The sequence below is a fragment of the Devosia aquimaris genome, from assembly GCF_020169335.1.
GTDB classification, from domain to species: Bacteria; Pseudomonadota; Alphaproteobacteria; order Rhizobiales; family Devosiaceae; genus Devosia; species Devosia aquimaris.
Genome location: NZ_JAIEZN010000001.1, coordinates 490,888 through 515,839, shown reverse-complemented (window position 1 = coordinate 515,839; position 24,952 = coordinate 490,888). Strand labels below are relative to the sequence as shown.

The following is a 24,952-nucleotide window of genomic DNA, read 5'->3' as shown; positions in this document are numbered from 1 at the left end:
AATGGGATAGCTTGGCGACACAGGCCCTGCAAGGCCACTCGCATGGTTCAGGCGGCTGGCAGGTCGATCACGGCCCGCACACCGGGAGCATTGTCCTCGATGCGGAAAGTGCCGCCGTGCAGCCGGGTCACTGCATCGACCAGGGAAAGACCCAGGCCCGAACCGGCTTCGGAACGGCTCTTCTCGAGCCGGACGAAACGCTCCAGCACGCGCTTGCGGTCCTCGGCGGGAATGCCCGGGCCATTGTCAGAAACCTCGATCAGCACCCGCCCACCGTCCTGGCGCAAGCCGACCGTGATCTTGCCCTCCCCTTCCCCATCGGGCTTGGCATATTTGACGGCGTTCTCGAGCAGGTTGACCATGGCCTGGCCAATCAGCTCGCGGTTGGCGCGCAGATGCACGCCGGGCGCAATATCGGTGGTGACCGCAATGCCCTCATCCTCGGCAACGGGGCCATATAGCTCGGCCAAATCTGCAACGACGGCGCTGACGTCGATCTCGGTCAGGGCGCCCGACGGCGCGCCGGCTTCGACGCGGGCGATCATCAGCAGGGCATTGAATGTCTGGATCAGCCGGTCGCTCTCGGCAATGGTGGTGGCCAGTGCCTGCTTGCGGCTTTCGTCCGATGCACCATCGCGCAGTGCCGACTCGGCCTGGTTGCGCAGCCGGGTCAGCGGCGTCTTGAGATCATGGGCCACATTGTCGGTGACCTCCTTGAGCCCCTGCAGCAATTGTTCGATGCGGTCGAGCATGGCGTTGAGGTTGGTGGCCAGGCCGTCGAACTCGTCATTGCGCTTGGTCACCGGCACGCGTTCGCTCAGATTACCCGACATGATCTTGGTGGAGGTGTCGCGGATGGTGTCGATGCGACGCAGCACGCGGCGCGCGGTGATGCCACCGGCAATCACCGAAAACAGCACGATGCCCAGCACGCCGAACAGGAAGCTCTGCACGATAATGGCCGAGAAGCCGCGCCGCTCGACGACATCGCGCCCCACGATCAGCCGCATGCCATTGCTCAGCGCCACAGAGCGCACCACGGCATAGCCGGCCTTGCTGGGCCGATCCGGCTTGCCCTCGATGGCGTCGACCGTGTCGGCCAGGCTGTCGGCCCGCTCATAGTTGAAGCTATAGGTGCCCGGCTCGCGCAGCACCTCGGGGGGTACGTCCGTGACATTGCCCAGGAGGAACTGGCCGGCGGCATCGCCGAGATAATAGACCCCCGGCCCCGGGGCGCGCGAGACCCGCTGCACCGCGATGGCCACGGCGCGGATGCCCTGGTTGGCGTCAAGCCGCTGCAGCACCTGCACCTCGCGGTCGATGTCGTTGGCCTGCTGGCGCTGGATGGACACGCTCGATTGCCAGCCGATGAAGGCCAGCAGCAGGATGGCAAACAGCGAGAAGATCAGGATGAACGTCGCCGTCAGCCTGACCGTGGATGTGCGCAGCAGCTGGGTAAAGCGGCTCAAGGGGCTACTCGCGGATCATGTAGCCGGCGCCGCGCACGGTATGCAGCAGCGGGGTGGCGTGGCCCTTGTCGATCTTGGAGCGCAGGCGGGACATGTGCACGTCGATGACATTGGTCTGCGGATCGAAATGATAGTCCCAGACGTTCTCGAGCAGCATGGTGCGGGTCACCACCTTGCCGGCATTCTTCATCAGATATTCGAGCAGGCGGAATTCGCGCGGCTGCAGCAGGATGGTCTCGCCATCGCGCTCGACCTTGCGCGAGAGACGGTCAAGGGTGAGCCCGGCCACGGCGTAGCTGGTGGCGGCCTCAGTGGGGCTCGAGCGACGCGCCAGCACTTCAACACGGGCCAAGAGTTCGGTAAAGGCATAGGGCTTGGTGAGATAGTCATCGCCGCCGGCGCGCAGGCCGGTGACCCGGTCATCGACCTCGCCCAAAGCGGACAGGATCAGCACGGGCGTCTTGTCGTCCTCGGCGCGCAGCGATTCCACGATCGACAGACCATCGCGGCGGGGCAGCATGCGATCCACGATCAGCACGTCATAGTCCATGCCCGAGGCCATGGCGTAGCCGGTTTCGCCGTCAGCGGCGTGATGGGTGATATGCCCGGCCTCATCCAGGGCCTGCATCAGATAGCTCGCGGCCTCCCGATCATCCTCGATCAGCAATATCTTCACCACGATGCTCCCGGCTGTTGAACGGATTGACCCCGGGACCACAGGCCCCGGGGTCATGATTATTACTTGCTCAGCGGCAGGCCGACAAAGCGGGCTTCGCCATCGCGGCTGGCCTTGATGAGCGCGGTATTCAGGCCCTTGGCCTTGACCGCGTCAATGGCCGCCTCGAACTCGTCGAGGGTGGCGACCGGGGTGTTGTTGACCTCAAGGATCGCATCACCCACCGCAAAGCCCTTCTGCGCAGCCGGCGATTCCGGATCCACGTCCTGGATCAGCAGGCCGCCATTGCCGTCACCATTGGGCACAAGCGTCAGGCCGACGCTGGACTTGCTGGGGAGCGGTGCGGGCGGAACCGGCTTGTCCTGGTTCTGGTCGGCAGCATCGGCAGCGGCTTCATTGAGCACCTGCAGCTTGACCGAGAGCTTGGTCTCGGCGCCGTCGCGCCAGATGGTCAGCTCGACGGTGGAGTCGGGCTTCTTGCCGGCGATGGTGCGGCTGAGGTCGAGCGCGTCATCGATCTGGTCGCCGTCAACGGCGGTGATGATGTCACCGGACTTGATGCCGGCCTTCTCGGCCGGGCCATCGGCAACCGGTTCGCGCACGATGGCGCCCTTGGCTGCGGTCAGGCCAACGCCGTCGGCGATGTCACGGGTGACGTCCTGGATGGACACGCCCAGATAGCCACGGGTCACCGAGCCGCTGTCGATCAGCTGCTGCACGATGGTCTTGACCGTGGAGGCCGGGATGGCGAAGGCGATGCCGACATTGCCGCCGTTGGGCGAATAGATGGCGGTATTGACGCCAACGACCTGGCCCTTGGTGTTGAAGGCCGGGCCACCCGAGTTGCCGGTGTTCACGGCCGCGTCGATCTGCAGGAAGTCGCCATAGTTGGAGCCACCGATGTTGCGGCCCGAACCCGAGATGACGCCGACGGTCACGGTGCCGCCCAGGCCAAAGGGATTACCCACGGCCACGACCCAATCGCCGATGCGGCTGGGCTCATCTTCGAAGCTGACGAACGGCAGGTCGGTGCCATCGATCTTGAGGACCGCCAGGTCGGTGCGCTTGTCGGTGCCGACAATGGTTGCGACCTTTTCGGTGCCGTCGTCGAACACGACCGTCACCTTGGTGGCGTCTTCGACCACGTGATTGTTGGTCACGACATAGCCGTCACCGGAGATCACGAAGCCCGAGCCGGCAGCCATGTAGTGGCGGGGCGCAGGGGCCTGACCACCGCCACCGCCCTGGCCGAACTGGTTGAAGAAGTCCTTGAAGGGATGACCATCGGGCAGGTCGGGGAAGTTGAAGTCGAACTGACCGTTCGGACCGCGCTGCACCCGCTGCGCGCTTTCCTCGGCTTCGACCAGGATCGAGACCACGGCCGGCTTGACCGCCGCCACCAGGTCCGCAAATCCGGCATGGGGCGCGGCAGCATCGGGCACGATGATCTGCGCGGCGTTCTGCACCTGCGCATTGGCCGCCTGACCGGTAATAACATAGGCGGTGGACACGCCACCGATACCGACCATCAGCGCCAGGGCTGATGCACCGAGCCAGCGGCTGGTACGCTTGATAATGGACGAGCGCATCTAGATTATTCTCCTTCGGCAAGCCCTCAACAGCTTGTGCCGACAGGTATGGACCATGCGATCTTTCGAAGAGGTTGCGCCCACATTAAGCTTTGGCAATGTTGGCGGCAGGATTGCGGCGGCGCCTTGACCGCAGCAAGGATGCGCCTATCGCAGCTCGTCGAGCGCGGCCTGTTCCTCGGCGCTCAGCGGCGCCGGAGTGGCCGTCCGCCGGCGGCGGCTGACCAGGAAGAGCGTCAGCAGGCCACCGCCCAGCAGCGCCGGTGCAGCGATCCACAACACCAATGTGTGATCGTTGAGGCGCGGATTGAGCAGCACGAACTCGCCATAGCGATCCACCAGGAACTGACGCACCTGTTCGTCGCTGTCCCCCGCCACCAGGCGCTCGCGCACCAGCAGGCGCAGGTCGCGGGCGAGGTCTGCATCGCTGTCGTCAATGGACTGGTTCTGGCAGACCAGGCAGCGCAGCCCGGCGGAAATCGCCCGGGCCCGCGCTTCGAGCGCGGGATCAGGCAGCACTTCATCGGGACTCACGGCAAGGGCGCCGCTGCTCAGCAGCAGGCCCAGCGCCAGCACGGCCGCACGCAGCGCCCTGAACGCCGTCATGGCGCCACTCCGGCGGCCAGCTTGGCTGCCCGACGCGGCGCACCGACACGCACGCGGCGATCGGTGAGCGAAACGACGCCAGCCAGCGCCATCAGCAGCGCACCCAGCCAGATCAGGGTGACATAGGGCTTGTACCAGATGCGCACCACATGGGTGTCGTCGAGCGGTTCGCCGAGCTGGAGGTAAAGCTGGGAGAAGCCATAGGTCTCGATGGCCGCTTCGGTGGTGGGCATGCCATTGGCCACATAGACGCGGCGGTCCGCCATGGTCTGGCGCGTGCTGCCGCCAGGTGCCGTGATAGTGAAGCTCGCCTCGTCAGCCATATAGTTGGGGCCCGCCTGCTTGCCGAAGCTGTCAAAGGCGACGGTGTAGCCGGAGAGTTCAGCGCTTTCGCCAGGGTTGAGCGTTGTCACCAGCTCGGTCTGCCAGGAGGTCGTGGCCACGATGCCCAGGACGGTGACGCCGAGGCCGAAGTGGGCAATGGCGGTCGACCAGGCCGTGCGCGGCAGGCCGACCAGGCGGCGCAGGCTTTCCCCCAGTGGAATGCGGCCGAGCTTGCTGCGGTCAACCAGTTCGGCGATCGCGCCAAAGGCAACCCAGAAGCCGAGCAACAGGCCCAGCGGCGCCAGAGAGATCGACACACCGCCCAGCGCCGAGATCAGGATGGTGACGAACAGCGTCAGCGCGGCTGCGCCCATCAGGCGCTGGGCGGCCGCGACGATGTCGGCACGTTTCCAGGCCAGCATGGGGCCAAAGGGCAGCACCAGCAGCAGCGGCGCCATCAGCGCCCCGAAGGTGAGGTTGAAGAAAGGCGCGCCGACCGAAATGGAGGTGCCCACCAGGGCGTCGAGCAGCAGCGGATAGAGCGTGCCGACCAGCACGGCGCCCACGGCAGTGGCGAGGAACAGGTTGTTGAGGATCAGCGCCCCTTCGCGGCTCACCGGCGCGAACAACCCGCCCTGGCGGAGCGATGAGGCCCGCATGGCGAAGAGGAAAAAGGCGCCGCCGATCACCAGCGCCAATAGCGTCAGGATGACGAGGCCGCGCGTGGGATCGCTGGCAAAGGTGTGCACCGAGGTCAGGATGCCGGAGCGCACCATGAAGGTGCCCAGCAGCGACAGGGAGAAGGTGATGATGGACAGGAACACCGTCCAGATCTTGAGCGCATTGCGCTTTTCCATCACCAGCGCCGAATGCAGCAGCGCCGTGCCCGAGAGCCAGGGCATGAAGCTGGCGTTTTCCACCGGATCCCAGAACCACCAGCCGCCCCAGCCAAGCTCGTAATAGGCCCAGTAGGAGCCCATGGCGATGCCCAGGGTCAAAAAGACCCAGCTCAGCATCGTCCAGGGCCGCACCCAGCGCGCCCAGGCCTGGTCGATACGGCCCGAAATCAGCGCCGCGATGGCGAAGGAGAAACAGATCGAAAAGCCAACATAGCCGGCGTAGAGCAGTGGCGGATGGATGGCCAGGCCAATGTCCTGCAACACCGGGTTGAGGTCATTGCCCTCCAGCGGCGCGGGAGAAATGCGCAGGAACGGGTTTGATGTGAAAATGGTGAACCCGGCAAAGGCCGCGGTCAGCAGGCTCTGCGTTGCCAGCACCAGCGTCAGCAGGTCATTGGGCAGCCGGCGACCAAAGGCGGCGACCATGGCGCCGAAAGTCACCAGGATGGAGATCCACAGCACCATCGAGCCTTCGTGGTTCCCCCAGACGCCGGAGATCTTGTAGATCAGCGGCTTGAGCGAATGCGAATTGTTGACCGCCAGAAGCAGCGAGAAATCGGATGTGACGAAGGCCTGGATCAGCGCCAGGAACGCCACCAGCACCAGCACGAACTGCAGGATCGCCGCCTGGCTCAGCACCATGGCGATGCGCTGGCCGCTGCGCCAGAACAGATAGCCGCCCACGGCCGCAGCCGAGGCTATGGCGAAGGCCAGGATCAGGGCGAAATGTCCGAGTTCAATGCTCACTTGCTGGTCGGCTCCCGCCATTCGCCATTGGCCTTGAGGGCATCGACGACTTCCTTGGGAATGTAGTTCTCGTCATGCTTGGCCAGCACATTGGTGGCCGTGAAGCCGCCGTCGGGGTCCATCGCGCCTTCGGCAACCACGCCCTGCCCTTCCCTGAACAGGTCCGGCAGCAGGCCGACGTAGTGCACGGTGACTGTCGTGGCGTTGTCGGTCACCACAAAGGTGTTGTTCTGTCCGTCACGCACCCAGCTGTCCGCCTCGACGAGCCCGCCCAGCCGGATAGGCTGGCCCGCGGGCACGTTGCGGGCGGCAATGTCGGATGGCGCATAGAAGAAAACGATCTGATCGCGCAGCGCCACCAGCACCAGCGTCGTCGCCAGCGCCAACACCACCGCCAGACCGGCAATCACCGCGAGGCGCTTCTGCTTGCGGCTCCAACCCTTCCTGCGGGCCGTTTCGCTGATGGTCATGGCGTTGCTCCCTTGATGGTGAGGCCGGCGCCCAGCGCCAGCGTGTCGAGATCGCCGCGATCAAAGGCCTGGGGATAAGCGGCAACGGCGCTGTCGAAGGCCGCCTGCGCCTTGTCCTTGTCGCCGAGCACCAGATAGGCGCGGACCAGCTGCGTCCATTCCGCGATGCTACCACCCTGGGCATCGAGGCGCGCGGCAAGACCCGACACCATCTGTCCGATCATCTCGGCTTCCGCACCCGATGTTGGCACACCATTGCCGGCCGGCGGCACGCCGTTGTTCTGCGCCACGGCAAGGCCCTGCTGGGCCGCGGGCAACCAGGTCTCATCGCCCTTGGACAGGGCCAGCACATCGGTCCAGGCAGCGATTGCGGCGGGATAATCGCCCTGGCGCGTCAGTTCGGCGGCCAGGTAGAGCCGCGAGCGGACGTGAGTGGGGTCGCTGGCAGACGCGGCGCGCAGCAGATCCATGGCCTCGGGCGAGCCAGTCTCGCGCGAGTCAAACAGCAGCGCTTCGGCGAGGCTGGTCTGCAGGTCGGGCGTCGCACCGCCCAGCTCGATCGCCTTGCGATAGGCATTGGCGGCATCGGCATAGCGGCCCATTTCGAGATAGGCCGGAGCAATCACTGTCCAGCCCCGCAGGTCGTCGGGCTTGGCAGCCAGGGCCTTTTCAATGCTTGCGATGGCGCTGTCGAGATCGATCGACTGGACGGCCACGTCGGCGCGTTCGGCCAGCGGCGCGCTGGGCATGTCGGGTCGGCCCAGATAGCCATAGAGGCCAAAGCTCAGCGCCGAGATGGCGAACAGGCCGACCAGCAGGGGCATCCGTCCCAACTCGGCGGCCGGTTTGGCCTTGTCGGCGTCGGCCTTGTGGCGCAGGATCTCGCGGGCCAGCTCGCCGCGCGCGGCTTCGGCTTCGCTTTCCCCCAGCTTTCCGGCAGCGACATCGGCATCTATGCCGGCCAGCACCAGCCGAAAATGACTGTTGGCAGCGACCGATTCCGGCGCTGCCGCGTTGACCACCCGCGGCCCGGCTGCGTAAAAAAGTGCAACGCAGGCAATGGCAGTAACGGCTATGGCAATCAACCAGAAGATCATGGGCCAACAATGCTTGACGCCGGCATGCGGCTTTGCGGATCACTGTATAAGCGCCTTGCCGGGAAAAACCACAAAAACACGGCGCATTGAGGGGGACGCATTGCCACAGGCCCCGGCTGCCGCATGAGCCAGACCCGTGTCGATTTCGCCATAGTGGGGGCAACCCCGCAGGCCCGCCTGCTTGCCGGCCTGCTGGCGGGAACGCATGGGCGCACGGTCCTGCTGCAGGGCGAAAGCCACGCCGGTTATGGGTTGCCCCGCCATCTCGACCTGTCCGTCGGCGCCATCACACGGCCGCAGACCTGGGCGCTGCTGGGCGATACCGTGCCCGAAGTGCACCGGCTGGCCACTCGGATCGGCAAGCGCGGCGCAGCAAGCCGGCTTGATCCGCTGGTGCTGGCCCGCAGCGCTGCCGGCCAGGCGGCGCTTGGCCATGTGCGTCACATGACATCGGCCTTCGGCCTTGCCGCCGAGCCCTATCGCGGCAAGGCGCTGTCAGAGGGCACCGCCGGGGTGCTGCTGCGCGATGCCATCCTGCTGCAACTGACGTCCGCCGAGGCCGCCGTTGACGACTGGCTGCAACGCCAGGGCGTGCTGCGGCTGGCGCAGGACGAAAGCCTCACCATCCATGCCGATGGCAGTGGTCTGGCCCGGCATGCCGACACTGAGGTCGCGGTTGGCCAGACCATTCTGGCGGACGATATGGCTCTCCTCGCACATCTGCCGCCGGCGCAATGGCCGGAGCTTTTCGTGCGCCAGGCGGCAAGCACCGTGCTCACCGGACCGGTCGCGCCGCTGGCGGCGCCGGTGCTGCACGATCTGGACACGGGTCTGTGGGTGCAGCAACAGGCCGGCGGCGCGCTGGTGGCCTTCGGCCCAGGGGCCACGGGCACGACGGCGCGGCACCTGGCGGCCCTGATCGGGGAAGACCACCGCTTCGAACAGGCCGGGCAATCCGATTATGGCCGCATCGCCACGCGCGATGGGGCGCCGGCTGTCGGACGTCTCGGCGGTACCGGCGCCGATGTGCTGGCCGGCTTTGGCAGCATCGGCGCCTTTCTGGCCCCTGCGGTCGCCCGCTGGCTCTGCGGCGCTGCAACGCCCGACGAAGCCGCCTGGATGGGGGCACATCTGGTCAATCGCCGGCGCGACGACGCCAGCCCAAGCGTGCGCGACCTGGGGGCTGCTGCATGATGGCTCAACCCGCGCGGCTCGACGCCGCCAAGGCCGGCGCCTTTTCCGGCGCCGCCATCAATCGCAGCCGTCCGCTGCAGTTCCGCCTCGATGGGCGGATCATTGCCGGCTTTGCGGGCGACACGGTGTTGAGCGCCGTGTTGGCGGCCGGCATCTACACAACCGGGCAACGCGACGACGGTCCGCTGGCCCTGACCGAGCGCTTTGCGCCAGCCATCGCGTCGGCATCGCGCGGGCGAGGTCCGCAGCGGCCGCTGGCCATGGCACGCACACCCGCACAGGACGGCGCCGACTATGTCACGATCGGGCCTGATGACAGCCGCCTGCGCAGCGGTCGGCTGGCGCGCCTGCTGCGCCCTGCCCGCTCGCTTGGCCTGCGGCTCGACGCCCAACATGGCCTGCCGATGCCCTGGCGCACCCTGCCCGGCGCTGCCGGTCCCCATGCCGAGCTGATCGTGGTGGGCGGTGGCGTCGCCGGCATGGTCGCCGCGCTGGCCGGGGCCAAGGCAGGGCTGAGCGTCATTGTTCTGGAGTCGGCTCCCGTCCTGGGCGGACATAGCCGCCTTTTCGGCACGCTCGACGGCGAGGATACGCCGGACGCCACAATTACCCGCATGCGCGACGAGATCGCTGCCAGCGACGCCATTACCGTCATGTGCCATGCGGAGGTGTTTGCGGCCCGCACCGGCATCGTGCGGGCCCACATTACCACGGTGGACGACGGCATTGTCAGCGCCAGCGTGGTGGACTTGACCGCGCGCGCCATCGTCCTGGCGACCGGGACGGTGGAACGACTGCCAATCTTTGCCGGCAATCGCCTGCCCGGCACCGTCGGCACGCTGGAGGCCTTTGCGCTGGCGCATCACTATGCGGTCTGGCCGGGCCACTCGGCTGTCTTTGCCACGGGCAGCAATGCCGCCTACCGCCTGGCCATGCTAGCCAATGATGCCGGCGTTGATACACGGCGCATCATCGACAGCCGCCCGCGGCCGCAATCGCGCTTCATCGAATTTTCCCGCGCCTATGGCATCACCCAGACCACCGGCTCGATCATTGCGGCTGCACAGCCCGCACGCGGCGGAACGGGGCTAGACCTGCTGCCGCAGTTGACCACCGGCGGCGCCTTGCAGGACGGTGCGCTGGGCGCCGAGCGCCTGGTGCTGTGCGGCGGCTGGCAACCGGAGCTGACGCTTTGGCACATGGCCGGCGGCGCCAGCCAATGGGAGGCCGAGCCCGCCCGGCTGGCGCCGCTGGGTCAGGTTGACGGGATTGTTCTCGCCGGCAGCGCGGCGGGTTGGCTCAGCCGCCAGGCGTGCCTGGACAGCGGCACCGACGCTGTTGCACAGCTCCTCGACCACAAGCGGGTCGCCATAGCCGAACACCTGCTCGACCCGATCTACGAAACACCGGACGCGCCCACGCCGGTTGCGGCGGCCGATGCCGGCCCGGCTCCGGCCTTTCTTGATGGCGGCCAGCGCTTGAGCCGGCGCGCGCCGCCTGAACCAAAGGGCATGCTGTCCAGACTGGTGCGACGAGGCCGTCCGGTCGCAACGGCCATGTTGGAGCCGCTGGCCGTAGCGGATGTTGCCGCCCGCGTGCAGCTCGGCCATGTGCCGCCGATTAGCGCCGGCGTAGTGGCGCGCGAGCGTGTTGCCATGGTCACCATCGGTCGGGAGGACGCACCATCGGCGACCACCGACACCACTGCGCCGCTGGTCCCCGATTTCCTTGCCGGCCGCTTCGGTCCAAGGCCGACGCTCTGGACCCTGGCCAGCCCGGATGGACGTCAGTTCGACGTCGGCGCGCTGCTGCAGCCCGATCAGGACCAGCGGGACCCCTTTGCCGCTATCGGCGTTGTCGTGCGTGCCGATCGGGAGATGGCGATTGCGCTGGTGGACGAGGGTTATGGCGAGGTCGGCCGGGTGCTGGGGCTACGCGAGAACGGGCGCAGCACGCCCGTGCATCTGGTCAGCGCCTATGGCGCGGCGTCAGACGCGGCGCTCGGCTGAGGCGCGGGCGCGCCGCAGCGTCTCGGCATATTCGGGGTTGAAGCGCACTTCGGCCATCTTGATCGCAGCATCGATGCGGGCACCCACCACCTGGTCGGCGGGGTTGGCGCGCAGCAGGTCGAGATTGCGCTGCAGATGCATTTCCAGAGCTTCGGCGGACTGGCCCCAGGCCTGGTCGAAGGTGGCGTTCAGGGCCATGGAATCGCGGCATTCGCGCACGGTCGCCAGCAGATAGACGCCGTTGATGGCCGCCAGGATGCGGTCATTGTCCAGCCGGTCAATGCTGCCTTCGCGGCCCCGGCGCAGGGCAAAATTGATGTCGGGAACCACTTCGCGCAGACGCGGCTCGATGCGTTCGGAGACCTGCTTGGTCAGCGCCGCGAGCACCTGAGCCCAGCGGCTGCCGCGCTCGAACTCCATATATCCGGTCAGCGCGCGCACCAAGCGATGGAAGCGCTCCAGCGCCCGGCAGATCAGGTCCACATCGGCAAAGGCGCCGCCCGGCTGCAACAGGTGCAACTGGTTCTGCGCATGGGCCAGCATGGCGTCGACCAGCGGTCCGAAGCCGTTGCGGGCCACGGATGTCTCGTTGGCATTGCCAGAGAGCTTGATGATCGTCGTCACCAGGCGGGTGGGATTGATCACCTGCCCCATGGCGGCATGGAACAGCAGCGCCGCCAGCGGCGGATCCTGAAGTGGCATGGATTGCAGCGCCACGCCGAGGGCATTGTCGTCGCCAATGGTGTTCACGGCCTTGCCGAAGGCCTGGGCCTTGGCCAGCAGATGGCGGGCGCGCAGCGCCGCCAGCATCACCGGCAGGGCGTCGCGGGCCTCGTCGCTGCCCAGCATCGCCCGCAGGCGCATGCGCGAATCCGGGCTGGCGTCCGCGACGGACAGCCCTTCCTTGATGCGCGTCATGATCTGGGGGAGCAGCGGCTCGAGCGCAGTCGGCGTCAGTCGACCTTCGAGCACGTCGTCTGCCGCGATGATGTCACTGCAAAGGTCGCGATAGATCCAGGTCCAGCCAGCCATGGCCGAGGTGCGCGACACCGAACCGGGGAAACTGAATGTCACCGGCTCATCGACCACCACGGCCTCGATCAGGCCGGCAAAGGGCTTGATCGCTACCCGGCCTGTCCGGGCCGTAGGACGTGGCGCTGTGTCGTGATCGTCAGGACGGTTGGCAGCTTGGGACATCAATGCTGGGGGTCTGGGAAGCAATACTCCTCAGACCCTAACGCACGATGGTAAATAATGTTTATGCTTGCGGGCCGACCCGGATGGGTCAGGCGGCGGACTTCTCGACGGCCCAGTTGCCGTTCTGCTCGCGGCAGGCCGTGCCCTTCTTGACGAACTCCTGGCCGTTGACCTTCACGGTGTGGGTGAAGTCGCGGCAATCGAGATTGTTCACGCGCACATAGGGGCCGACGGCGACGGAGCCGGTGGTGCCCTTGGTTCCGGTCCAGGCGCGCGGGGCGCCGGGGCGGCCAAACTGCAGCGCATAGAACTGGGCGCTGTTGGCCTCGGCCGAATCGGCGGGGGTCATCAGGGCCAGGGCGGCGCTGTCGACAAAGCCGTTGGCCACATTGGTGGTGGCAAGGGCCTGCTGTGTGGTCTGGGCGGGGCTGGCGACCAGCGGCGTGTTCATCACCGGAGCGGTGACGACAACCGGGGCCTGCTGCACCACCCGTGTCGAGCCGGTGCTCGAGCACCCGGCCAGGGTCAGGGCGAGCAGCGGGGCGGCGATAATGGCGAAGCGGTTCATCTGTTTTTGTCTCTGCGTGTCTGGAACGGTCATGTTGGCGCAATGCGGCAAAAGTGCGTCACGTCATTGGTCTGGTCGTGGGCGACATACGGGCTGATGGCAGGCTCAGTTCGGCCAGCAAACCGCCCAGCCCGGACCGTTTGAGCGCCAGCTTGCCGCCATAAACATCCACCAGTTCCTTGACGATATCGAGCCCCAAGCCGCTGCCGGGCGTTTTCTCGTCCAGCCTGACACCGCGGCGCAACACTTTATTGGCGTCGTCCTCGCTCAGGCCGGGGCCGTTGTCATGGATGCGCAGCACCAGCATGGTGACATTGTCGATGCTCTGGGCGGCCAGTTCGACATTGACCACACCGCGCGACCACTTGCAGGCGTTGTCGAGCAGATTGCCCGCCATTTCCTCAAGGTCGGCCTCGTCGCCACGGAACCAGGGCAAGGTCTTGGGTGGCTCGGCCCAGCCGATCTCGGTCTGGGCGTGGATCTTGCGCATCACGCGCACCAGCCGGGTCAGCACCATGCCGGCGTCGGCCTTCTTGCCGACCACCGAGGTGCGCGCGGCCATGCGCGCCCGATCAAGATAGGTGGCCACGATGGTGCTCATCTTGCCGGTCTGGTCGATCACCACATCGGCCAAAGGTCCCTTGTTGGCGCCCGCCTCGTTGCGCAACACGGCGATGGGTGTCTTGAGGCCATGGGCGAGATTGCCCACCTGATTGCGCGCCCGCTCGATGATCTGGGTGTTGGAGCGCAGCAGCTCGTTGACCTCTTCGGCCAGCGGCGCAATTTCGCGCGGATAGGTGCCGGTGACGTCGGCGCTGTCGCCCGAGCGCACGCTTTCGATGGCCTGGCTGAGCCGGGCGATGGGGCGCATGGCAAAGCGGGCCACCATGGCGCTCATCACTGCCAGCATCACGCCCACTGCGCCCAGCACGATGAAGGCCTGGCCGCGGAAGTCCCCGACAAGTTCAAGGATTTCGCTGAGATTGCCCGTCACCACGATCTGGTAGGACTTGGGGGCAATGGTCACCGTGCGCTCCACCATGCGCATCTGCGTGCCGAAGGCGTCTGCCATGACGGCGGTGCGGCGGCCCATGCCGTCGGCCGCGCTGGTGATATCGGGTAGGTTGATCCCGACCACTGAGGACGAGAGATTGTAGAGCACGCCATCGCTGTCGCGGATGGCCCAATACCAGCCCGATCGCGGGCGCCCGAAGCGCGGATCGGTCAGGGCAATATCGGGGCTGGTGGGGTCGGTGGTTTCGAGCAGCGCGCCGACCAGGCTTTCAAGATGAAAGTCCAGTGTTTCGGATAGCGAGGTATCGAGCGCGCGCGAATAGAGATCGGTCAAAAGGAAGCCGGTGGCGACCAGCGCCACGATCAGCCAGCCGGCCGACAGCCAGAACAAGGATGCGGCGATAGAGCCCTTACGCATGCCCCATCCGACGATTGTGCGGTTGAACCTTGGGCTGTTGCGCGGTCAGCACATCAGTCTTCCGCGATCTGGTAGCCCAGCCCGCGCACGGTCTGGATACAGTCATCCGGCAGCTTCTTGCGAAGCCGACCGACGAACACCTCAATGGTGTTGCTGTCGCGGTCGAAATCCTGGTCATAGAGGTGCTCGGTCAGCTCGGTACGCGAGATCACCTTGCCCTTGTGATGCATCAGATAGCTCAAGAGGCGCAGTTCATGGCTGGTCAGCTTCACCGACTGGCCATCGACCGTGACCTTGCCCGATCGCGCATCGAGGCGCACCGATCCGGCGACGATCTCGTTGGAGGCAAGGCCCGCTGCGCGGCGCACCAGGGCGCGGATACGCGCCAGCACTTCTTCCATGTGAAACGGCTTGGCGACATAGTCGTCGGCGCCGGCGTCAATGCCCTGCACCTTGTCGCTCCAGCGGTCGCGGGCGGTCAGCAGCAGCACCGGCATGGTCTTGCCGGCGCGGCGCCATTCTTCGAGCACGCTCAGCCCATCCATCTGCGGCAGGCCGATATCGAGCACCACTGCGTCATAGGGCTCGGTGTCGCCCAGGAAATGGCCTTCCTCGCCGTCAAAGGCGACGTCGACGGCGTAGCCGGCCTCGGTCAGCGCATCCTTGAGCTGGCGATTGAGGTTGGTATCGTCCTCGACGACAAGTATGCGCATCGGCGGCTCCCCGAACCACTTCCGGATGTGCGGACGCGCTATTGCGCGGCCAGCACCAGGTTTTCTGCTTCGCCCGAGGCGGTCAGCACGCCGATCTTATAGACGAGTCGACCACCTTCGTCACAAACGGCGACATTGAGCACCTGCGCGCTGCCATCGATGCCGGCGGCGGCCAGCACGTCCGCCAGCGACATGATCTGGCCCGACGACACGGCCTCCTGGATCTGGCGGTTGTCGAGGCATTCCGCCTGCGCGACAGTGCCGCCGGCCAGCGCCAATACAAGGGCCAGAGCGATGGGTGCTGAGAAGTGTGGAATCGTGGTTTTCATGGGCCCACACTATGACGCTGAAACTGAATGGGACATGAATGGGGCAGGCCCGAGCGGGCGCCGCCAACGGACGCCGCGCGGACTATCGTCCAGAGCGCGGCGCATTGCAACTCCGGCTGGCGCTCACGCCCGCCCGCTGTCTGCCCTGATGCCCTGACGCAGGAAGATCAGGGCCAGCGCCTCCATGATCATCTGTCCCGCCGAGCCGCCCTCGAGCACGGGCAGATCGATGCCAAAGGCCTGGGCGAGCCCGGCCAGCAGCATCAGGATGGCGGTGATATAGGTCTTGTAGCCGTTCAGAATGTCCAAGCTGGACCTCCCATTGCGTGGTGATGGTGACAGCGGGGAACTGCCGGACGCGGCCAGCGCCGCCGACCGAATGGCGGCGACCCGCCGCGTCCAGCCCTTGCCGAAGGTGGCAAAGCCCCTGAGCTGTTTGAGAAAGCGCAGCCTTGCATCGCAGAGGCCGGCAATCAGGCCTGCCAGGGCCGGCCCGGTGTTGCGCTTGGCGATAGCCGCAAGCGTGATCGGGCCGATCTGTCCATCCGCTGCCACGCCGAGCAGACGCTGCAACTGACGGATTGCGCGGTCGGGCCCCGAGTTGACGGCGAAGTCGAACAGCGCGAGATCGAGGCCCGCTGGCATCTCATCGCCGCGACAACGCTGCCAATAGAGCGCGCGATAGATGTGCGCCGCCTCTGGCCGCTGCAAAGCCCGCACCTCGCTCTTGGGCAAGTCCGTCCAGGGCGACACCTGCCGCCAATCGGCCAGCGTCCGGCGGGTGATGCCCAGATTGGTCGCCCCACCGGGATCGGCGGGATGATCGGCATAGCCGCCTTCATGGTCCAGCACGATCGCAAGGCAGGCCTCAAAGCGCGCATCAGCCATGGAAGGCTCCCGTTGCAACATGGCCCGCCCCCAGCACGGCGCTGATCTGGGCCACGGCGAAGTCAAAGGCGGTCGCCGGACCGCCGAAATCGCTGGTCTGGTCGGCCAGCGGGTAGAGTGCCGACGACGCCGTCAATTCCAGCGTCCGCAGGGTCAGCCCGGCACTTTCAATACTCAGGGTATAGCGCTCCGGACTGTGCTCCAGCGGCACATCGAGCAGCCCCCAGCCGGCGCCATCGGCGCGGCTGCAGCGTTGCCAGCTTAGTCCGATGTCGCCCCCTGCCAGCCGTCGCGCCCGCAGGTGCACCGGTGGCAGCGGTAGCGCCGGGTTGGCGTCCAAAGCGATCTCCAGCGCCGCGCCGGCCATATCGTCGCTGCCGGCATAGACGCGCAGGCTCCGCGTCTCGCCCAGCCAGTCCGCCGCCAGCGGCAGGCTGGCCGCACGACTATCGAGCAGCATGACGCGACGGCCGGCGGCAATTGTCCCCATCGCCGGTCCACTGCCGTCCAGCCCGCGCAGCAATTGCGTCAGCCGATAGCGCCCCGGCGCCACCAGCGTGGCTTGGGCAAAGCCGATCACCTCCCAGCCCCCGGCATCGGTCTCGACCGCCAGCCGATTGCTCCCGGCCAGTGTCGCCTCTGGCGTCACCGATGCGAGATGGCCGGCATAGAGGAGGACGTCAAAGCCAGGTCCACGATCCCATAGGGCATGTGGTCCAGCCCCCAGGGCCGTCGCCGTCTCCCCCAGCACAGCGCCGCGCTCCAGCGTCAGCAGATTGGCGCCGGTCGCACTGTCGGCCAGTTGCAGCGCGCCAGGCCAGGGATTGGCATGGCCACCGACCACCAGCCGCGACCGCACCGGGTCATCGGGCAGCGGCGGCAAATGCGCCGCCAGTACGATGGGCACGCTGGGCAGCTTGATCCCCGCGCCACCGGCGACAGGCCGGTCCGGCGCACTGGCCACGGCACCATCGCGCGGCAGGCTGCGCGCGCTGATGCGGCGCGTGGCGCCGTCGCGGATGTCGGTGATTTCGAACGGGCCGCCGGTCAGCCCGGCGATACCGATCAAGTCACCCGGCTCCAGTTTCAGGGCGTTTGGTGGCAAGGCAACGTCAAGTGTCTCGATCCGCCCGCCCTGGGCGTCGAGCAGGCGTTCCGCCGCCAGCCGCGCTGCCGTGCCGTCCAGCACCAGCGGCAGGGTCTCCGTCGCCAGCGGCCCCTCCTCCAGCGCCAGCGCCGTCACCGCACCGCCGAGATAGTCACGCTCGCGGTCGATAAAGCTCAGCGCAAGCCGCCCCGGCACTTCGGCGGGGTCGCTGCGCTTGCGCGCCAGCACCGGCCCCTCGTCCTCTGCCAAATGCTCGGGCGCTACGGTCAGCGCAGTGGTCGGGCGCGGTCGCGCCAGCCACAGCCCGTCGCTGCTGTTGGCCATGCTCTGCCCGGTCGCCGCCAGCAACGGTTCCAGCGCCGCCCGTGCCGTGCCCACCGCGTTCAGCGCATAGCCCGACACAAAGGGCAAAGCCGGCTCGGCCTTGAGAGTCACGCCATGTTCGGCGGCGATGGCCAGTGCCAGCTCATCGCTCGCCAGCCCGCCCAGCCGCCCGGTCAACCAATGGCCGGCGCGGTGGTTGATCCCGTCTGACCAGACGTCCAGCCGGGCCGGAAAGGCGGGATAGGGCCGCGCGTCCCAGCTCCACAGATAGAGCCGATCGACATCCACCATGCCTGGCGGATTGTGCGCACCATCGCGCCAATAGGCCTGGTGCGCCCGCAGCACTTGTCGCTGCATCAGCGGGTCCGGCAGGCCCGAGGAAAAATACGGCCGCCCGCTTTCGGCGCTCTTGGGGTCACCAAAGATATTGGGCTGGTTGGCGCCCTTGTCGACGGCGCCGCAGCCCAGCTCCGTGAACCAGATCGGCTTGCTGCCCGGTACCCAGGCTGTCGGAGATGCATTGCGCACGCCACCGGGCCGGTCATGATGCGGCTGGCTCCACCAGTTGCGAATGTCCTTGTAGCGCCACACCCAGGGCTCGCCATAGGCGCCATCGGTGATCGCCGTGCGGTTTTGCGCCTGCCGGTCGGCGTCGCTGGCGTAGTACCAGTCAAAGCCCTCGCCACCCGCGATATTGGCGCGCAGATAGTCCGGCCCATAGGGACTGGCCGCGTTCTCGGCATCCAGATGCCCGGTGCCGTCGCGCCAGTCCGCCAGCGGCATGTAATTATCGATGCCCACGGCATCGATCGCCGGGCTGGCCCAGAGGGGATCAAGATGGAAGAACTTCTCGCCGCCCGCCTGCACGCCGGAATATTCGCTCCAGTCCGCCGCATAGGTCAGCCGGGTCGCCGCGCCCACGATGCTCCGCACCTCGCTCGCCAGTCCCACCAATGCGTCGACAAAGGGAAAGCTGGTGCCCGGCCCTCGCACGCCCGTCAGCGCCACCATTTCGCTGCCAATGATGAAGGCGTCGACGCCCCCGACGCTGGACGCCAGCCCGGCATAGTGCAGCACCATGCTGCGATAACGCGCGGCAAAGCTGGCCACCTGGCTGCTGGCTGCCCCGCTCAGATGCGGCGAACCCGGCAGGCCGGGCGCCAGGTCGCAAGTGATGCGGCCGCGCCAGGGATAGGCCGGCTGGCCCGTTCCGCCATAGGGATTGGGCAGGCTGTTTCCCGCCGCTATATCCATCATGATCAGGGGATAGAGCGTTACGCTGAGGCCGCGCGCCTTGAGATCGGCGATGGCCGCGCGCACCGCATGGTCCGATGGCGTGCCGCCATAGGCCGCGCCGCCGGCATGGCTGGTCACCACCGGCACATCGCCCCGCCCTAGCCCCATCACCGACCAATCGGTGTCGTGCATCGGCCGCACCGCGCCTTCGACGCGTGGCGTGATCTGGCACTGGCCGCAGCGCAGATCGTCGCCAAACCAGGCCACCACCAGCGCCACATGGCGCAGATTGGGGCAGAGCGCCGTCAGCTCGTCGATGGACCAGCTCCAGTCGCTGCCGCCGCCCGGCACATGGATGTTCTCGCCCGTGCTGGCGCCCGGCCCCAGCAGCCGCAGGCGCGGCGTGGGATCATAGCCGAATTCGGTGGCGCCGGGGATCAGCGTCACCGCGCGGATCTGCGGCTCGAGTTCCCCCACCACGCGACAGAGCTCAACGCTGAGCTGCGGAATGCGGTTGCCGAAACGGCTCAATGGCAGGTTCTCGACCACCAGGTAACACAGCCCGCGATAGGCCGGCGCCACGCCCTGCGTCGCCTCGATCAGCCCGTCGGGCAATTGTGTCTGCGTGCCGCGATAAAAGCGCAGCGTCAGCCCGCTGGTGTCGAGCAACTGCCCATCGGCCCAGATGCGCCCGAGGCGATGCACCTCGCCCTCGCAAAAGGCCACGGCAAAGCTGGCGCCGACCTCGTCGGCCTCGCTCTGCCCCATGCCCTTGGCACCGGCGCTGTCGCCGCCGAGCCGTTCGAGCTCGCGCGCCCAGATGATATTGCCCGCCAGCCGGCTCCAGCCATAGAGCCGGGGCACCGCGCCGCCCTCGCTTGAGCCCTGCAGGCGGATATCGGCCGGGGCATTCTGCGGTGTCTCGCCAAAAATCGCATTGTCGATGGCGCTGCCGGCCAGGGCGCCGAGCGCCCGCCCGATGGTGGCGCCGATGGGTCCGCCCACGAGGCCTCCCACGGCCTGGCCGGCCAGCGACAGAGCAAGAGTTGCCATGGAATATCCTTGTCAGTCGGGCCGTCCGGCCCGGTCGGGAAAGCTGAACCGTCCCCAGATGCGCTTTGCCCAGCCCTCGGTCAGATTGGCCTCGACCACGCCCAGATGCTCCTGGGCATGGATGAAGCGCGTCGGGCTGACCAGAACCGCGCAATGGCGCGGCCCGGCATCGCAGCCGATGCGAAACAGCACCACCTGCCCCGCCGCCAGCGGCGCCTCGGTGGGCTGCAGAAAACGCGCAGCGGCGTCCGCCAGAGCGCCGGCATTGTCGGGGTCACGCCGATCCGCGCGATAGGGCGGCACCGGCCCGGGTTCATCGCCATAAAGCGCGCGCCACACGCCGCGCAGCAGGCCCAGGCAATCGCAGCCGGCCCCGGCCGTCGCCGCCTGATGCCGATAAGGCGTGCCGAGAAAGGTCCGCGCCGCCGCGACCACCCCCTCGGCCATCATGGCACCACCGCCTTGCCGTCCAGCGCGTCGCCATTGCGTGGATGGCGCAGCACATAGTCACTGCCCGGAATATGCGGAAAGCCGCGGAAGTTGACGGCATTGCCGAACTTGGCCTTGCAGGTCTCGAACCGTCGGTCGCAGCCGGCTGTAACCTCAAGCGTATCGCCCAGCGCCACCCAGTCGCCGACGCGCAGGGCAAAGCCCAGCATGTCATTGCCGCCGCTGCGTCCATGGCTCAGCACGCCGTCCCGCAGGCCGGCTCTTTGCCCACTCGCCCAGGCCGCGCTACCGAAGGCAAACCATCCGGCTTCGTAGCCACCCAGCCCGCTCACTTGAACCCGATAGGGGCCGTCTACCGCCACGACGGTTGCCGTGCCGCGCCATGTGCTGCTGGCGAGGCTCACCCCGCATCGGCTGTCGCCCAGCCGCGCATCACACAGGCTCTGGTAGATGCGGCCATGGGTGGCGTTGAGCCCCTGCTGGGCCGAGCGCAGTTCGGCGCGGAACACGCCATCTTCGCGGGCGATCTCGCCAATGCTGTCGCGCCGCAGCAGCAAGCGCTGACTCACATTGGCCCAGTTCACCCGCCAGGTCTCGACTGCCGCGCCGTCATAGCGCCCGAGCAGAATATCGTCTTCGCTGATCGCCTCGGCGTCGAGCACGCCCAGAACCTCGGCGGTATCGACCTGGCTGCCCAGCCGCGCCGGCACCGTGCCACCATCGAGCCCATTGGCAGGCGAGAAACTGGTGCCATCAAAGCTCAGCGTCCCGTCATGGTCTGTGAAGCCCAGCACCAGTCCGTCGCGCCGCGTCAGCCGCCAGCAATGGCACAGCGTCGTTTCGCCCTGCGCCAGATGGCCGGCAAGGCCGGGGTCGAGCTGTCTCATGGCAGGATCTCCACCAGGGGAATGCTGGGCGCCTCGGCGCCGTCAAAGCTGGTTAGCTCCACATCGAGCCGGTCGGTGTCAAAGCGCACCGGCACGTCGAACAGAAAGCCCGCCGTGACCGCCGCGCCGCTGGCGGGCGGAACGGCAAAGCTGATGACACCCGTCGTACTGCTGACACTCCAGCCGCTCGTCCGCTCCACGCCCGCGACGGCCACCCGCACCGAACCCGCCACCGGCTTGCTGATCGGGCGCAGATAGGGGTCGAAGCTGGCGCCATAGCGCTTGATGAGCTGGAAACTGGTGCGGCTGCCGTCGCCGGTGCCGATCAGCTGGTCGGTCGGCAGCGGCACCGGCCCGCCGCTCGAATGGTCGAGCCCGTCGCGCCACAAGAAACCATGCAGCCGCCCGCGTCGCTCCTCGAAAAACGCCAGCACGACCGCCATGTCGGCCCGCGACTTGACGCCATAGCCGGCGTTGTAGCGGCGGCGGCTGTGCTGCCAGCGCCCATTGCGCTGCTCGCCGCCGCCCGCCAGCGTCACCACATCGGTGCGCCGCTCTGGCCCACCCCGCGCCCCCAGCGCAATATCGAGCGGAAAGCGAATGGCATGAAAGGCCATGTTGGAGTCCTTTGGATAGAGCACCGGTCATGCAGTCTGCCTCCCCTCCCCCTTGAGGGGAGGGGTCGGGGGTGGGGGTCGTTGGATGTATCCCCGACGTCGCCCACCCCATTGCCTCAACTCCCGCGCGTGCCGCGCCGAACGGCCCGCAACAGCATGGCGCTGAGGTCGGCTTCGGAGGCAGCAAAGCTGCGCGCGTCGCTGGCAGTGACATTGAACGTGACGTTGACCGCACCGTTCCCGCCGCCCACGCCCAGCCGCCCATCCGCGCCGCGTTGCAATGGCAACACCGCCTCGGGCCCCGCCTCGCCCATCAGGCCGAGGCCCCCGCCATGCGGAAAATAGCGCGGCGTGGCGATCACACCGCCCTTGGCAAAGGGCGTCACGCTGCCCAGCGCCGGATTGGTGGCGGTGAAGAGTTGCCCCACCAGCCCGCCGAGCAGATCGCCCAGCGGCTTGACCGCCGCCTTGAGCGCAAGATCGGCAAAGCTGCGGGCAATGTCGCCCAGCAGCGACTTGAATGACTTGCCCTCGGTGAGCGCGCCGCGAAACGCCGTCGAAATGCTGCGCGCCACGCCATTGGCGAGGTCGCCGATGCGATCGAGCTCGCTGGCCACGCTGCCCAGCTCGTCGCGGAACCCGTCGGGAAACAGTTCACCGGCCATCGGGAAAGCGCTCCATCAGTCCATCGAGATCGCGCCGCTCCAGCGGCCAGGCCCGGTCACCCATCAGCGCGCCCCAGGCCGCCGCCAGCTCGCGCGGCGTCATGCGCCAGAACTGCTCGGGCGGCAGGCGCAGCACGCCCAGGCCAAAGCGCATGGCGTCAGTCCAGGGAAAGGGCGTCATGCCGCCTCTCCAAAGCTCGCCTTGAGCAGGCGCACGGCGATCTCGGCGGCACCCTTGAGCCCGCCCTCGATGCTCAGCCGCGCCAGATCGTCATCGGTGATGGCGTGGCCACCGCCGCGCAGTCCGGCGCCCAGGATTGCCGTGAGGTCTCGGGCCGAGATGCGTCCGGCGCTGAAGCGTTCGGCCAGCCCCACCAGATCCCCGGCCTCCAGCCGGCTTTCGAGCTCCGCCAGCGCGCCCAGCGTCAGGCACAGCGTCATCACCTCGCCGCCAATGGTGGCGTCGATCTCGCCCCGGTGTGCAATGGCCATGGATCAGTCCCTTTCTGTCAGATGGCGGCAAAGCCGAGTTCGCCGGCGCTTTCCAGCGCCAGCTCGAAGGTCACTTCCCCGGCATGGTCGGCGGCAAATTCCAGCGCCACGATCTGGAATGGCCCTTCGACCACGCCGAAATCGGGCAGGATCAGCTGCCAGTTGCGGATGGTGCCGGCAAAGAACAGCGCGCGGATCTGCGCATCCGACGCCGCGTCCTTGAACACGCCGCTGCCCGAGACCGAGGCGCGCTTGACGCCGCCGCCGGCCAGCAATTCGCGCCAGCGCCCGGCGCTTTCCTGGTCGGTGGTGTCGACGCTGGCGGCGTTGAAGGCGAGGCTCCGCGTGCGCAGGCCGGCCACGGTGAGAAAGCTGCCCGCCCCGCTCTGGTCGAGCTTGAGCAGCATGTTGCGTCCGCTTTGGGCGGCCATGGTTGTGTCCCCTGTGATTGAGTTTGATGGCCGGCCGCTAGCCTGCCTCGCTGAACATCCGCAGGCTCACGGCGGCCCTCGCCAGCCCGGTGTCGGCGTCGATCCCGCTTTCGGTGCGCACATGGTCGATGTGGCTCAGCACCAGCCCCGGCGCGTTCAGCGTCAGGGCCAGCGCCACCACGCGCTCGGCCATGTCCAGCGCCCGCTTGCGGCTGGGCTGGTCGCCCCAGCAGGCCAGCAGCAGCCGATGCTCAAAGCCAGGCGTGGCGTCGCCATCGTGCGGCAAGAGGTCATGGCGGGCGATCACCACATAGGGCGGCGGCCGGTCGCGCGGCGCCGCGTCGAACACGCCGTCGGGTCCGGTGATGGCCAGCAGCGCCGGATCAGCCTTGAGCGCTGCCACCAGCGCCGTCTGCACAAGCGCAATGGGATGCATGGCCTACCCCGTGAAGCTGGTTTCGCTGCAGGCGCAGCTCAGGAAAGCCCGCCGCCCGTCGAGGTCTGCCGCGCTCACCACATCGAGAGCGCGGTCGCGATAGACGATGCGGTCGCCAGGGGCGATGTCGCTGCGAAAGCGCAGCACCACCGCGTGCGAGATTTCCACCGCGCGGCCGTCGGCGCTGGTGCCCTGCCGCCCGCGCAGCGAGCGCACCCGCGCCCAAGCGCTGGCCAGCGGCACGAACAGCGCCACATGACCGCCTTCGGGCTGGCTCACCATTTCGCGGCGCTTGAGCGCCACGCGGTCGGTCATACTGCCGATGGGCGGGCGTTCCTCGCTCATAGCCGCACCCGCTTGTAGCCGGCCACCAGCCGGTCAAACCCCGATGGCATCACGGCGCCCGACCCCGCCACGATCACCGCGTCACGGTGCTCGAACCAATAGCCGAGCAGGACCAGCATGGCCTGGCGGATATCCTGCGGCACGTCATCGGCGTCCGTCCCGAAGCCGGCCCGATAGTCGATCTCTAGCCCCTGCCGCTCGCGCAGCGCCGGCATGCCGGCGACTGCCGCCGGCAGCACCAGCGCCTCGGGCTCGCGCAGAAATTGCGCCAGCGGCACGGCGTGGCCCGCCCCGGCATCGTCATAGGCGGTGATGGCGATGACATTGAGCAGCGGCCCGACCGGCAGCCGCACATGGCGGTTGTCCGGCCAGGCGTCGAGCACGACCCGCCAGTCCTGCGCCAGCAGCGCCCGCCCGGTCACGCCCTCGATATGCAATCGCGCCGCGCCGATGAGCGTGGTGATCAGCCCGTCCTCGGCACTGTCATCCACCTTGAGAAAGGCCCTGGCCTCGGCAAGCGAAACCGGCTCCTGCGCGGGTCCCGCCAGAAGATAGGAAATCATGGTTCTGCCTTTCGGCTCTCTGTTGGGGGCACGGCGCCGCGATGTGAGGTCCGTCAGCCTGAGTCAGATGGAGTGGAGGCCCGCGCACCGGAGCGGAGCGTACTGTGAGTACGTGAGCACCGGAGCACAGGGCCTCCG

At 67.4% G+C, this 24,952-nt stretch carries 26 protein-coding genes; 2 read left to right on the top strand and 24 right to left on the bottom strand.

The window, feature by feature from the left end; genetic code table 11:
* Positions 1–47: 47 nt before the first annotated feature.
* The 7 genes from K1177_RS02530 to ccmI all read right to left on the bottom strand — a co-directional run bounded on the left by K1177_RS02530 (position 48) and on the right by ccmI (position 7,877).
* Positions 48–1,469 (bottom strand): HAMP domain-containing sensor histidine kinase, encoded by a 1,422-nt coding sequence (locus K1177_RS02530; RefSeq protein ID WP_224701752.1) that lies wholly within the window; start codon positions 1,467–1,469, stop codon positions 48–50.
* Positions 1,470–1,473: 4 nt separating this feature from the next.
* Positions 1,474–2,145: a winged helix-turn-helix domain-containing protein gene (locus K1177_RS02525; protein ID WP_224701751.1), complete on the bottom strand. Its 672-nt coding sequence runs from the start codon at positions 2,143–2,145 to the stop codon at positions 1,474–1,476.
* A gap of 62 nt (positions 2,146–2,207) precedes the next feature.
* Positions 2,208–3,734 carry a Do family serine endopeptidase gene (locus K1177_RS02520; RefSeq protein WP_224701750.1) on the bottom strand — a complete coding sequence of 509 codons (1,527 nt, stop codon included), beginning with the start codon at positions 3,732–3,734 and terminating at the stop codon, positions 2,208–2,210.
* A 147-nt stretch (positions 3,735–3,881) separates the two neighbouring features.
* A complete protein-coding gene (locus K1177_RS02515; RefSeq protein ID WP_224701749.1) occupies positions 3,882–4,340 on the bottom strand; it encodes a cytochrome c-type biogenesis protein in 459 nt (152 codons plus the stop codon).
* Positions 4,337–6,310: a heme lyase CcmF/NrfE family subunit gene (locus K1177_RS02510; protein WP_224701748.1), complete on the bottom strand. Its 1,974-nt coding sequence runs from the start codon at positions 6,308–6,310 to the stop codon at positions 4,337–4,339. Before K1177_RS02510 ends, K1177_RS02515 begins: the two co-directional genes overlap by 4 nt.
* Positions 6,307–6,780 carry a cytochrome c maturation protein CcmE gene (gene ccmE / locus K1177_RS02505; protein ID WP_224701747.1) on the bottom strand — a complete coding sequence of 158 codons (474 nt, stop codon included), beginning with the start codon at positions 6,778–6,780 and terminating at the stop codon, positions 6,307–6,309. Before ccmE ends, K1177_RS02510 begins: the two co-directional genes overlap by 4 nt.
* Positions 6,777–7,877 carry a c-type cytochrome biogenesis protein CcmI gene (gene ccmI / locus K1177_RS02500; RefSeq protein WP_224701746.1) on the bottom strand — a complete coding sequence of 367 codons (1,101 nt, stop codon included), beginning with the start codon at positions 7,875–7,877 and terminating at the stop codon, positions 6,777–6,779. Before ccmI ends, ccmE begins: the two co-directional genes overlap by 4 nt.
* Before the next feature lie 123 nt (positions 7,878–8,000).
* On the opposite strand from ccmI, the gene K1177_RS02495 reads away from it, so the two are divergent.
* Positions 8,001–9,071, top strand: a complete 1,071-nt coding sequence (locus K1177_RS02495) for a hypothetical protein (RefSeq protein WP_224701745.1) — start codon at positions 8,001–8,003, stop codon at positions 9,069–9,071.
* Entirely contained in the window at positions 9,068–11,080 is a 2,013-nt protein-coding gene (locus K1177_RS02490; protein WP_224701744.1) for an FAD-dependent oxidoreductase, read from the top strand. Before K1177_RS02495 ends, K1177_RS02490 begins: the two co-directional genes overlap by 4 nt.
* On the opposite strand, the gene K1177_RS02485 is transcribed toward K1177_RS02490, so the two are convergent.
* The 17 genes from K1177_RS02485 to K1177_RS02405 form a co-directional block, all read right to left on the bottom strand.
* Positions 11,060–12,277, bottom strand: a complete 1,218-nt coding sequence (locus K1177_RS02485) for a hypothetical protein (RefSeq protein ID WP_224701743.1) — start codon at positions 12,275–12,277, stop codon at positions 11,060–11,062. The two genes, K1177_RS02490 and K1177_RS02485, sit on opposite strands and share 21 nt — an antisense overlap.
* Before the next feature lie 88 nt (positions 12,278–12,365).
* Positions 12,366–12,845 (bottom strand): hypothetical protein, encoded by a 480-nt coding sequence (locus K1177_RS02480; protein WP_224701742.1) that lies wholly within the window; start codon positions 12,843–12,845, stop codon positions 12,366–12,368.
* Positions 12,846–12,903: 58 nt separating this feature from the next.
* The gene (locus K1177_RS02475; RefSeq protein ID WP_224701741.1) at positions 12,904–14,277 is read right to left on the bottom strand and encodes an ATP-binding protein; all 1,374 of its coding nucleotides are present in this window, start codon (positions 14,275–14,277) and stop codon (positions 12,904–12,906) included.
* Between the two features lie 53 nt (positions 14,278–14,330).
* Positions 14,331–14,990 carry a response regulator transcription factor gene (locus K1177_RS02470; protein WP_224701740.1) on the bottom strand — a complete coding sequence of 220 codons (660 nt, stop codon included), beginning with the start codon at positions 14,988–14,990 and terminating at the stop codon, positions 14,331–14,333.
* A gap of 38 nt (positions 14,991–15,028) precedes the next feature.
* The gene (locus K1177_RS02465) at positions 15,029–15,319 is read right to left on the bottom strand and encodes a PepSY domain-containing protein (RefSeq protein WP_224701739.1); all 291 of its coding nucleotides are present in this window, start codon (positions 15,317–15,319) and stop codon (positions 15,029–15,031) included.
* Between the two features lie 123 nt (positions 15,320–15,442).
* Complete coding sequence (locus K1177_RS02460; RefSeq protein WP_224701738.1) at positions 15,443–16,207, bottom strand: glycoside hydrolase family 108 protein; 765 nt, start codon at positions 16,205–16,207, stop codon at positions 15,443–15,445.
* Complete coding sequence (locus K1177_RS02455; RefSeq protein WP_224701737.1) at positions 16,200–19,928, bottom strand: baseplate multidomain protein megatron; 3,729 nt, start codon at positions 19,926–19,928, stop codon at positions 16,200–16,202. Before K1177_RS02455 ends, K1177_RS02460 begins: the two co-directional genes overlap by 8 nt.
* A 12-nt stretch (positions 19,929–19,940) precedes the next feature.
* Positions 19,941–20,378 (bottom strand): NlpC/P60 family protein, encoded by a 438-nt coding sequence (locus K1177_RS02450; protein WP_224701736.1) that lies wholly within the window; start codon positions 20,376–20,378, stop codon positions 19,941–19,943.
* The gene (locus K1177_RS02445; protein ID WP_224701735.1) at positions 20,375–21,265 is read right to left on the bottom strand and encodes a DUF2163 domain-containing protein; all 891 of its coding nucleotides are present in this window, start codon (positions 21,263–21,265) and stop codon (positions 20,375–20,377) included. Before K1177_RS02445 ends, K1177_RS02450 begins: the two co-directional genes overlap by 4 nt.
* Positions 21,262–21,882 (bottom strand): DUF2460 domain-containing protein, encoded by a 621-nt coding sequence (locus tag K1177_RS02440; RefSeq protein WP_224701734.1) that lies wholly within the window; start codon positions 21,880–21,882, stop codon positions 21,262–21,264. Before K1177_RS02440 ends, K1177_RS02445 begins: the two co-directional genes overlap by 4 nt.
* A gap of 116 nt (positions 21,883–21,998) precedes the next feature.
* Positions 21,999–22,547, bottom strand: coding sequence for a phage tail tape measure protein (locus tag K1177_RS02435; RefSeq protein WP_224701733.1), 549 nt, complete (start codon positions 22,545–22,547; stop codon positions 21,999–22,001).
* Positions 22,537–22,728 carry a rcc01693 family protein gene (locus K1177_RS02430; protein ID WP_224701732.1) on the bottom strand — a complete coding sequence of 64 codons (192 nt, stop codon included), beginning with the start codon at positions 22,726–22,728 and terminating at the stop codon, positions 22,537–22,539. The genes K1177_RS02435 and K1177_RS02430 overlap by 11 nt, the downstream gene beginning before the upstream one ends.
* On the bottom strand, positions 22,725–23,039 hold the full coding sequence (locus tag K1177_RS02425; protein WP_224701731.1) for a gene transfer agent family protein: 315 nt from the start codon (positions 23,037–23,039) through the stop codon (positions 22,725–22,727). The genes K1177_RS02430 and K1177_RS02425 overlap by 4 nt, the downstream gene beginning before the upstream one ends.
* Before the next feature lie 17 nt (positions 23,040–23,056).
* Entirely contained in the window at positions 23,057–23,470 is a 414-nt protein-coding gene (locus K1177_RS02420; RefSeq protein WP_224701730.1) for a phage major tail protein, TP901-1 family, read from the bottom strand.
* Positions 23,471–23,507: 37 nt separating this feature from the next.
* Positions 23,508–23,906, bottom strand: coding sequence for a DUF3168 domain-containing protein (locus K1177_RS02415; RefSeq protein ID WP_224701729.1), 399 nt, complete (start codon positions 23,904–23,906; stop codon positions 23,508–23,510).
* A gap of 3 nt (positions 23,907–23,909) precedes the next feature.
* On the bottom strand, positions 23,910–24,251 hold the full coding sequence (locus tag K1177_RS02410; protein WP_224701728.1) for a phage head closure protein: 342 nt from the start codon (positions 24,249–24,251) through the stop codon (positions 23,910–23,912).
* The gene (locus K1177_RS02405) at positions 24,248–24,814 is read right to left on the bottom strand and encodes a head-tail connector protein (protein ID WP_224701727.1); all 567 of its coding nucleotides are present in this window, start codon (positions 24,812–24,814) and stop codon (positions 24,248–24,250) included. The genes K1177_RS02410 and K1177_RS02405 overlap by 4 nt, the downstream gene beginning before the upstream one ends.
* Positions 24,815–24,952 lie beyond the last annotated feature (138 nt).

Coding starts and splice junctions, on each gene's coding strand:
- K1177_RS02460 (WP_224701738.1), bottom strand. CDS start 16,207: ATGGCTGATGCGCGCTTTGAGGCCTGCCTTGCGATCGTGCTGGACCAT.
- ccmI (WP_224701746.1), bottom strand. CDS start 7,877: ATGATCTTCTGGTTGATTGCCATAGCCGTTACTGCCATTGCCTGCGTT.
- K1177_RS02435 (WP_224701733.1), bottom strand. CDS start 22,547: ATGGCCGGTGAACTGTTTCCCGACGGGTTCCGCGACGAGCTGGGCAGC.
- K1177_RS02420 (WP_224701730.1), bottom strand. CDS start 23,470: ATGGCCGCCCAAAGCGGACGCAACATGCTGCTCAAGCTCGACCAGAGC.
- K1177_RS02430 (WP_224701732.1), bottom strand. CDS start 22,728: ATGACGCCCTTTCCCTGGACTGACGCCATGCGCTTTGGCCTGGGCGTG.
- K1177_RS02475 (WP_224701741.1), bottom strand. CDS start 14,277: ATGCGTAAGGGCTCTATCGCCGCATCCTTGTTCTGGCTGTCGGCCGGC.
- K1177_RS02450 (WP_224701736.1), bottom strand. CDS start 20,378: ATGATGGCCGAGGGGGTGGTCGCGGCGGCGCGGACCTTTCTCGGCACG.
- K1177_RS02515 (WP_224701749.1), bottom strand. CDS start 4,340: ATGACGGCGTTCAGGGCGCTGCGTGCGGCCGTGCTGGCGCTGGGCCTG.
- K1177_RS02455 (WP_224701737.1), bottom strand. CDS start 19,928: ATGGCAACTCTTGCTCTGTCGCTGGCCGGCCAGGCCGTGGGAGGCCTC.
- K1177_RS02490 (WP_224701744.1), top strand. CDS start 9,068: ATGATGGCTCAACCCGCGCGGCTCGACGCCGCCAAGGCCGGCGCCTTT.
- K1177_RS02425 (WP_224701731.1), bottom strand. CDS start 23,039: ATGGCCATTGCACACCGGGGCGAGATCGACGCCACCATTGGCGGCGAG.
- K1177_RS02485 (WP_224701743.1), bottom strand. CDS start 12,277: ATGTCCCAAGCTGCCAACCGTCCTGACGATCACGACACAGCGCCACGT.
- K1177_RS02405 (WP_224701727.1), bottom strand. CDS start 24,814: ATGATTTCCTATCTTCTGGCGGGACCCGCGCAGGAGCCGGTTTCGCTT.
- K1177_RS02480 (WP_224701742.1), bottom strand. CDS start 12,845: ATGAACCGCTTCGCCATTATCGCCGCCCCGCTGCTCGCCCTGACCCTG.
- K1177_RS02470 (WP_224701740.1), bottom strand. CDS start 14,990: ATGCGCATACTTGTCGTCGAGGACGATACCAACCTCAATCGCCAGCTC.
- K1177_RS02465 (WP_224701739.1), bottom strand. CDS start 15,319: ATGAAAACCACGATTCCACACTTCTCAGCACCCATCGCTCTGGCCCTT.
- K1177_RS02440 (WP_224701734.1), bottom strand. CDS start 21,882: ATGGCCTTTCATGCCATTCGCTTTCCGCTCGATATTGCGCTGGGGGCG.
- K1177_RS02415 (WP_224701729.1), bottom strand. CDS start 23,906: ATGCATCCCATTGCGCTTGTGCAGACGGCGCTGGTGGCAGCGCTCAAG.
- K1177_RS02495 (WP_224701745.1), top strand. CDS start 8,001: ATGAGCCAGACCCGTGTCGATTTCGCCATAGTGGGGGCAACCCCGCAG.
- ccmE (WP_224701747.1), bottom strand. CDS start 6,780: ATGACCATCAGCGAAACGGCCCGCAGGAAGGGTTGGAGCCGCAAGCAG.
- K1177_RS02410 (WP_224701728.1), bottom strand. CDS start 24,251: ATGAGCGAGGAACGCCCGCCCATCGGCAGTATGACCGACCGCGTGGCG.
- K1177_RS02445 (WP_224701735.1), bottom strand. CDS start 21,265: ATGAGACAGCTCGACCCCGGCCTTGCCGGCCATCTGGCGCAGGGCGAA.
- K1177_RS02520 (WP_224701750.1), bottom strand. CDS start 3,734: ATGCGCTCGTCCATTATCAAGCGTACCAGCCGCTGGCTCGGTGCATCA.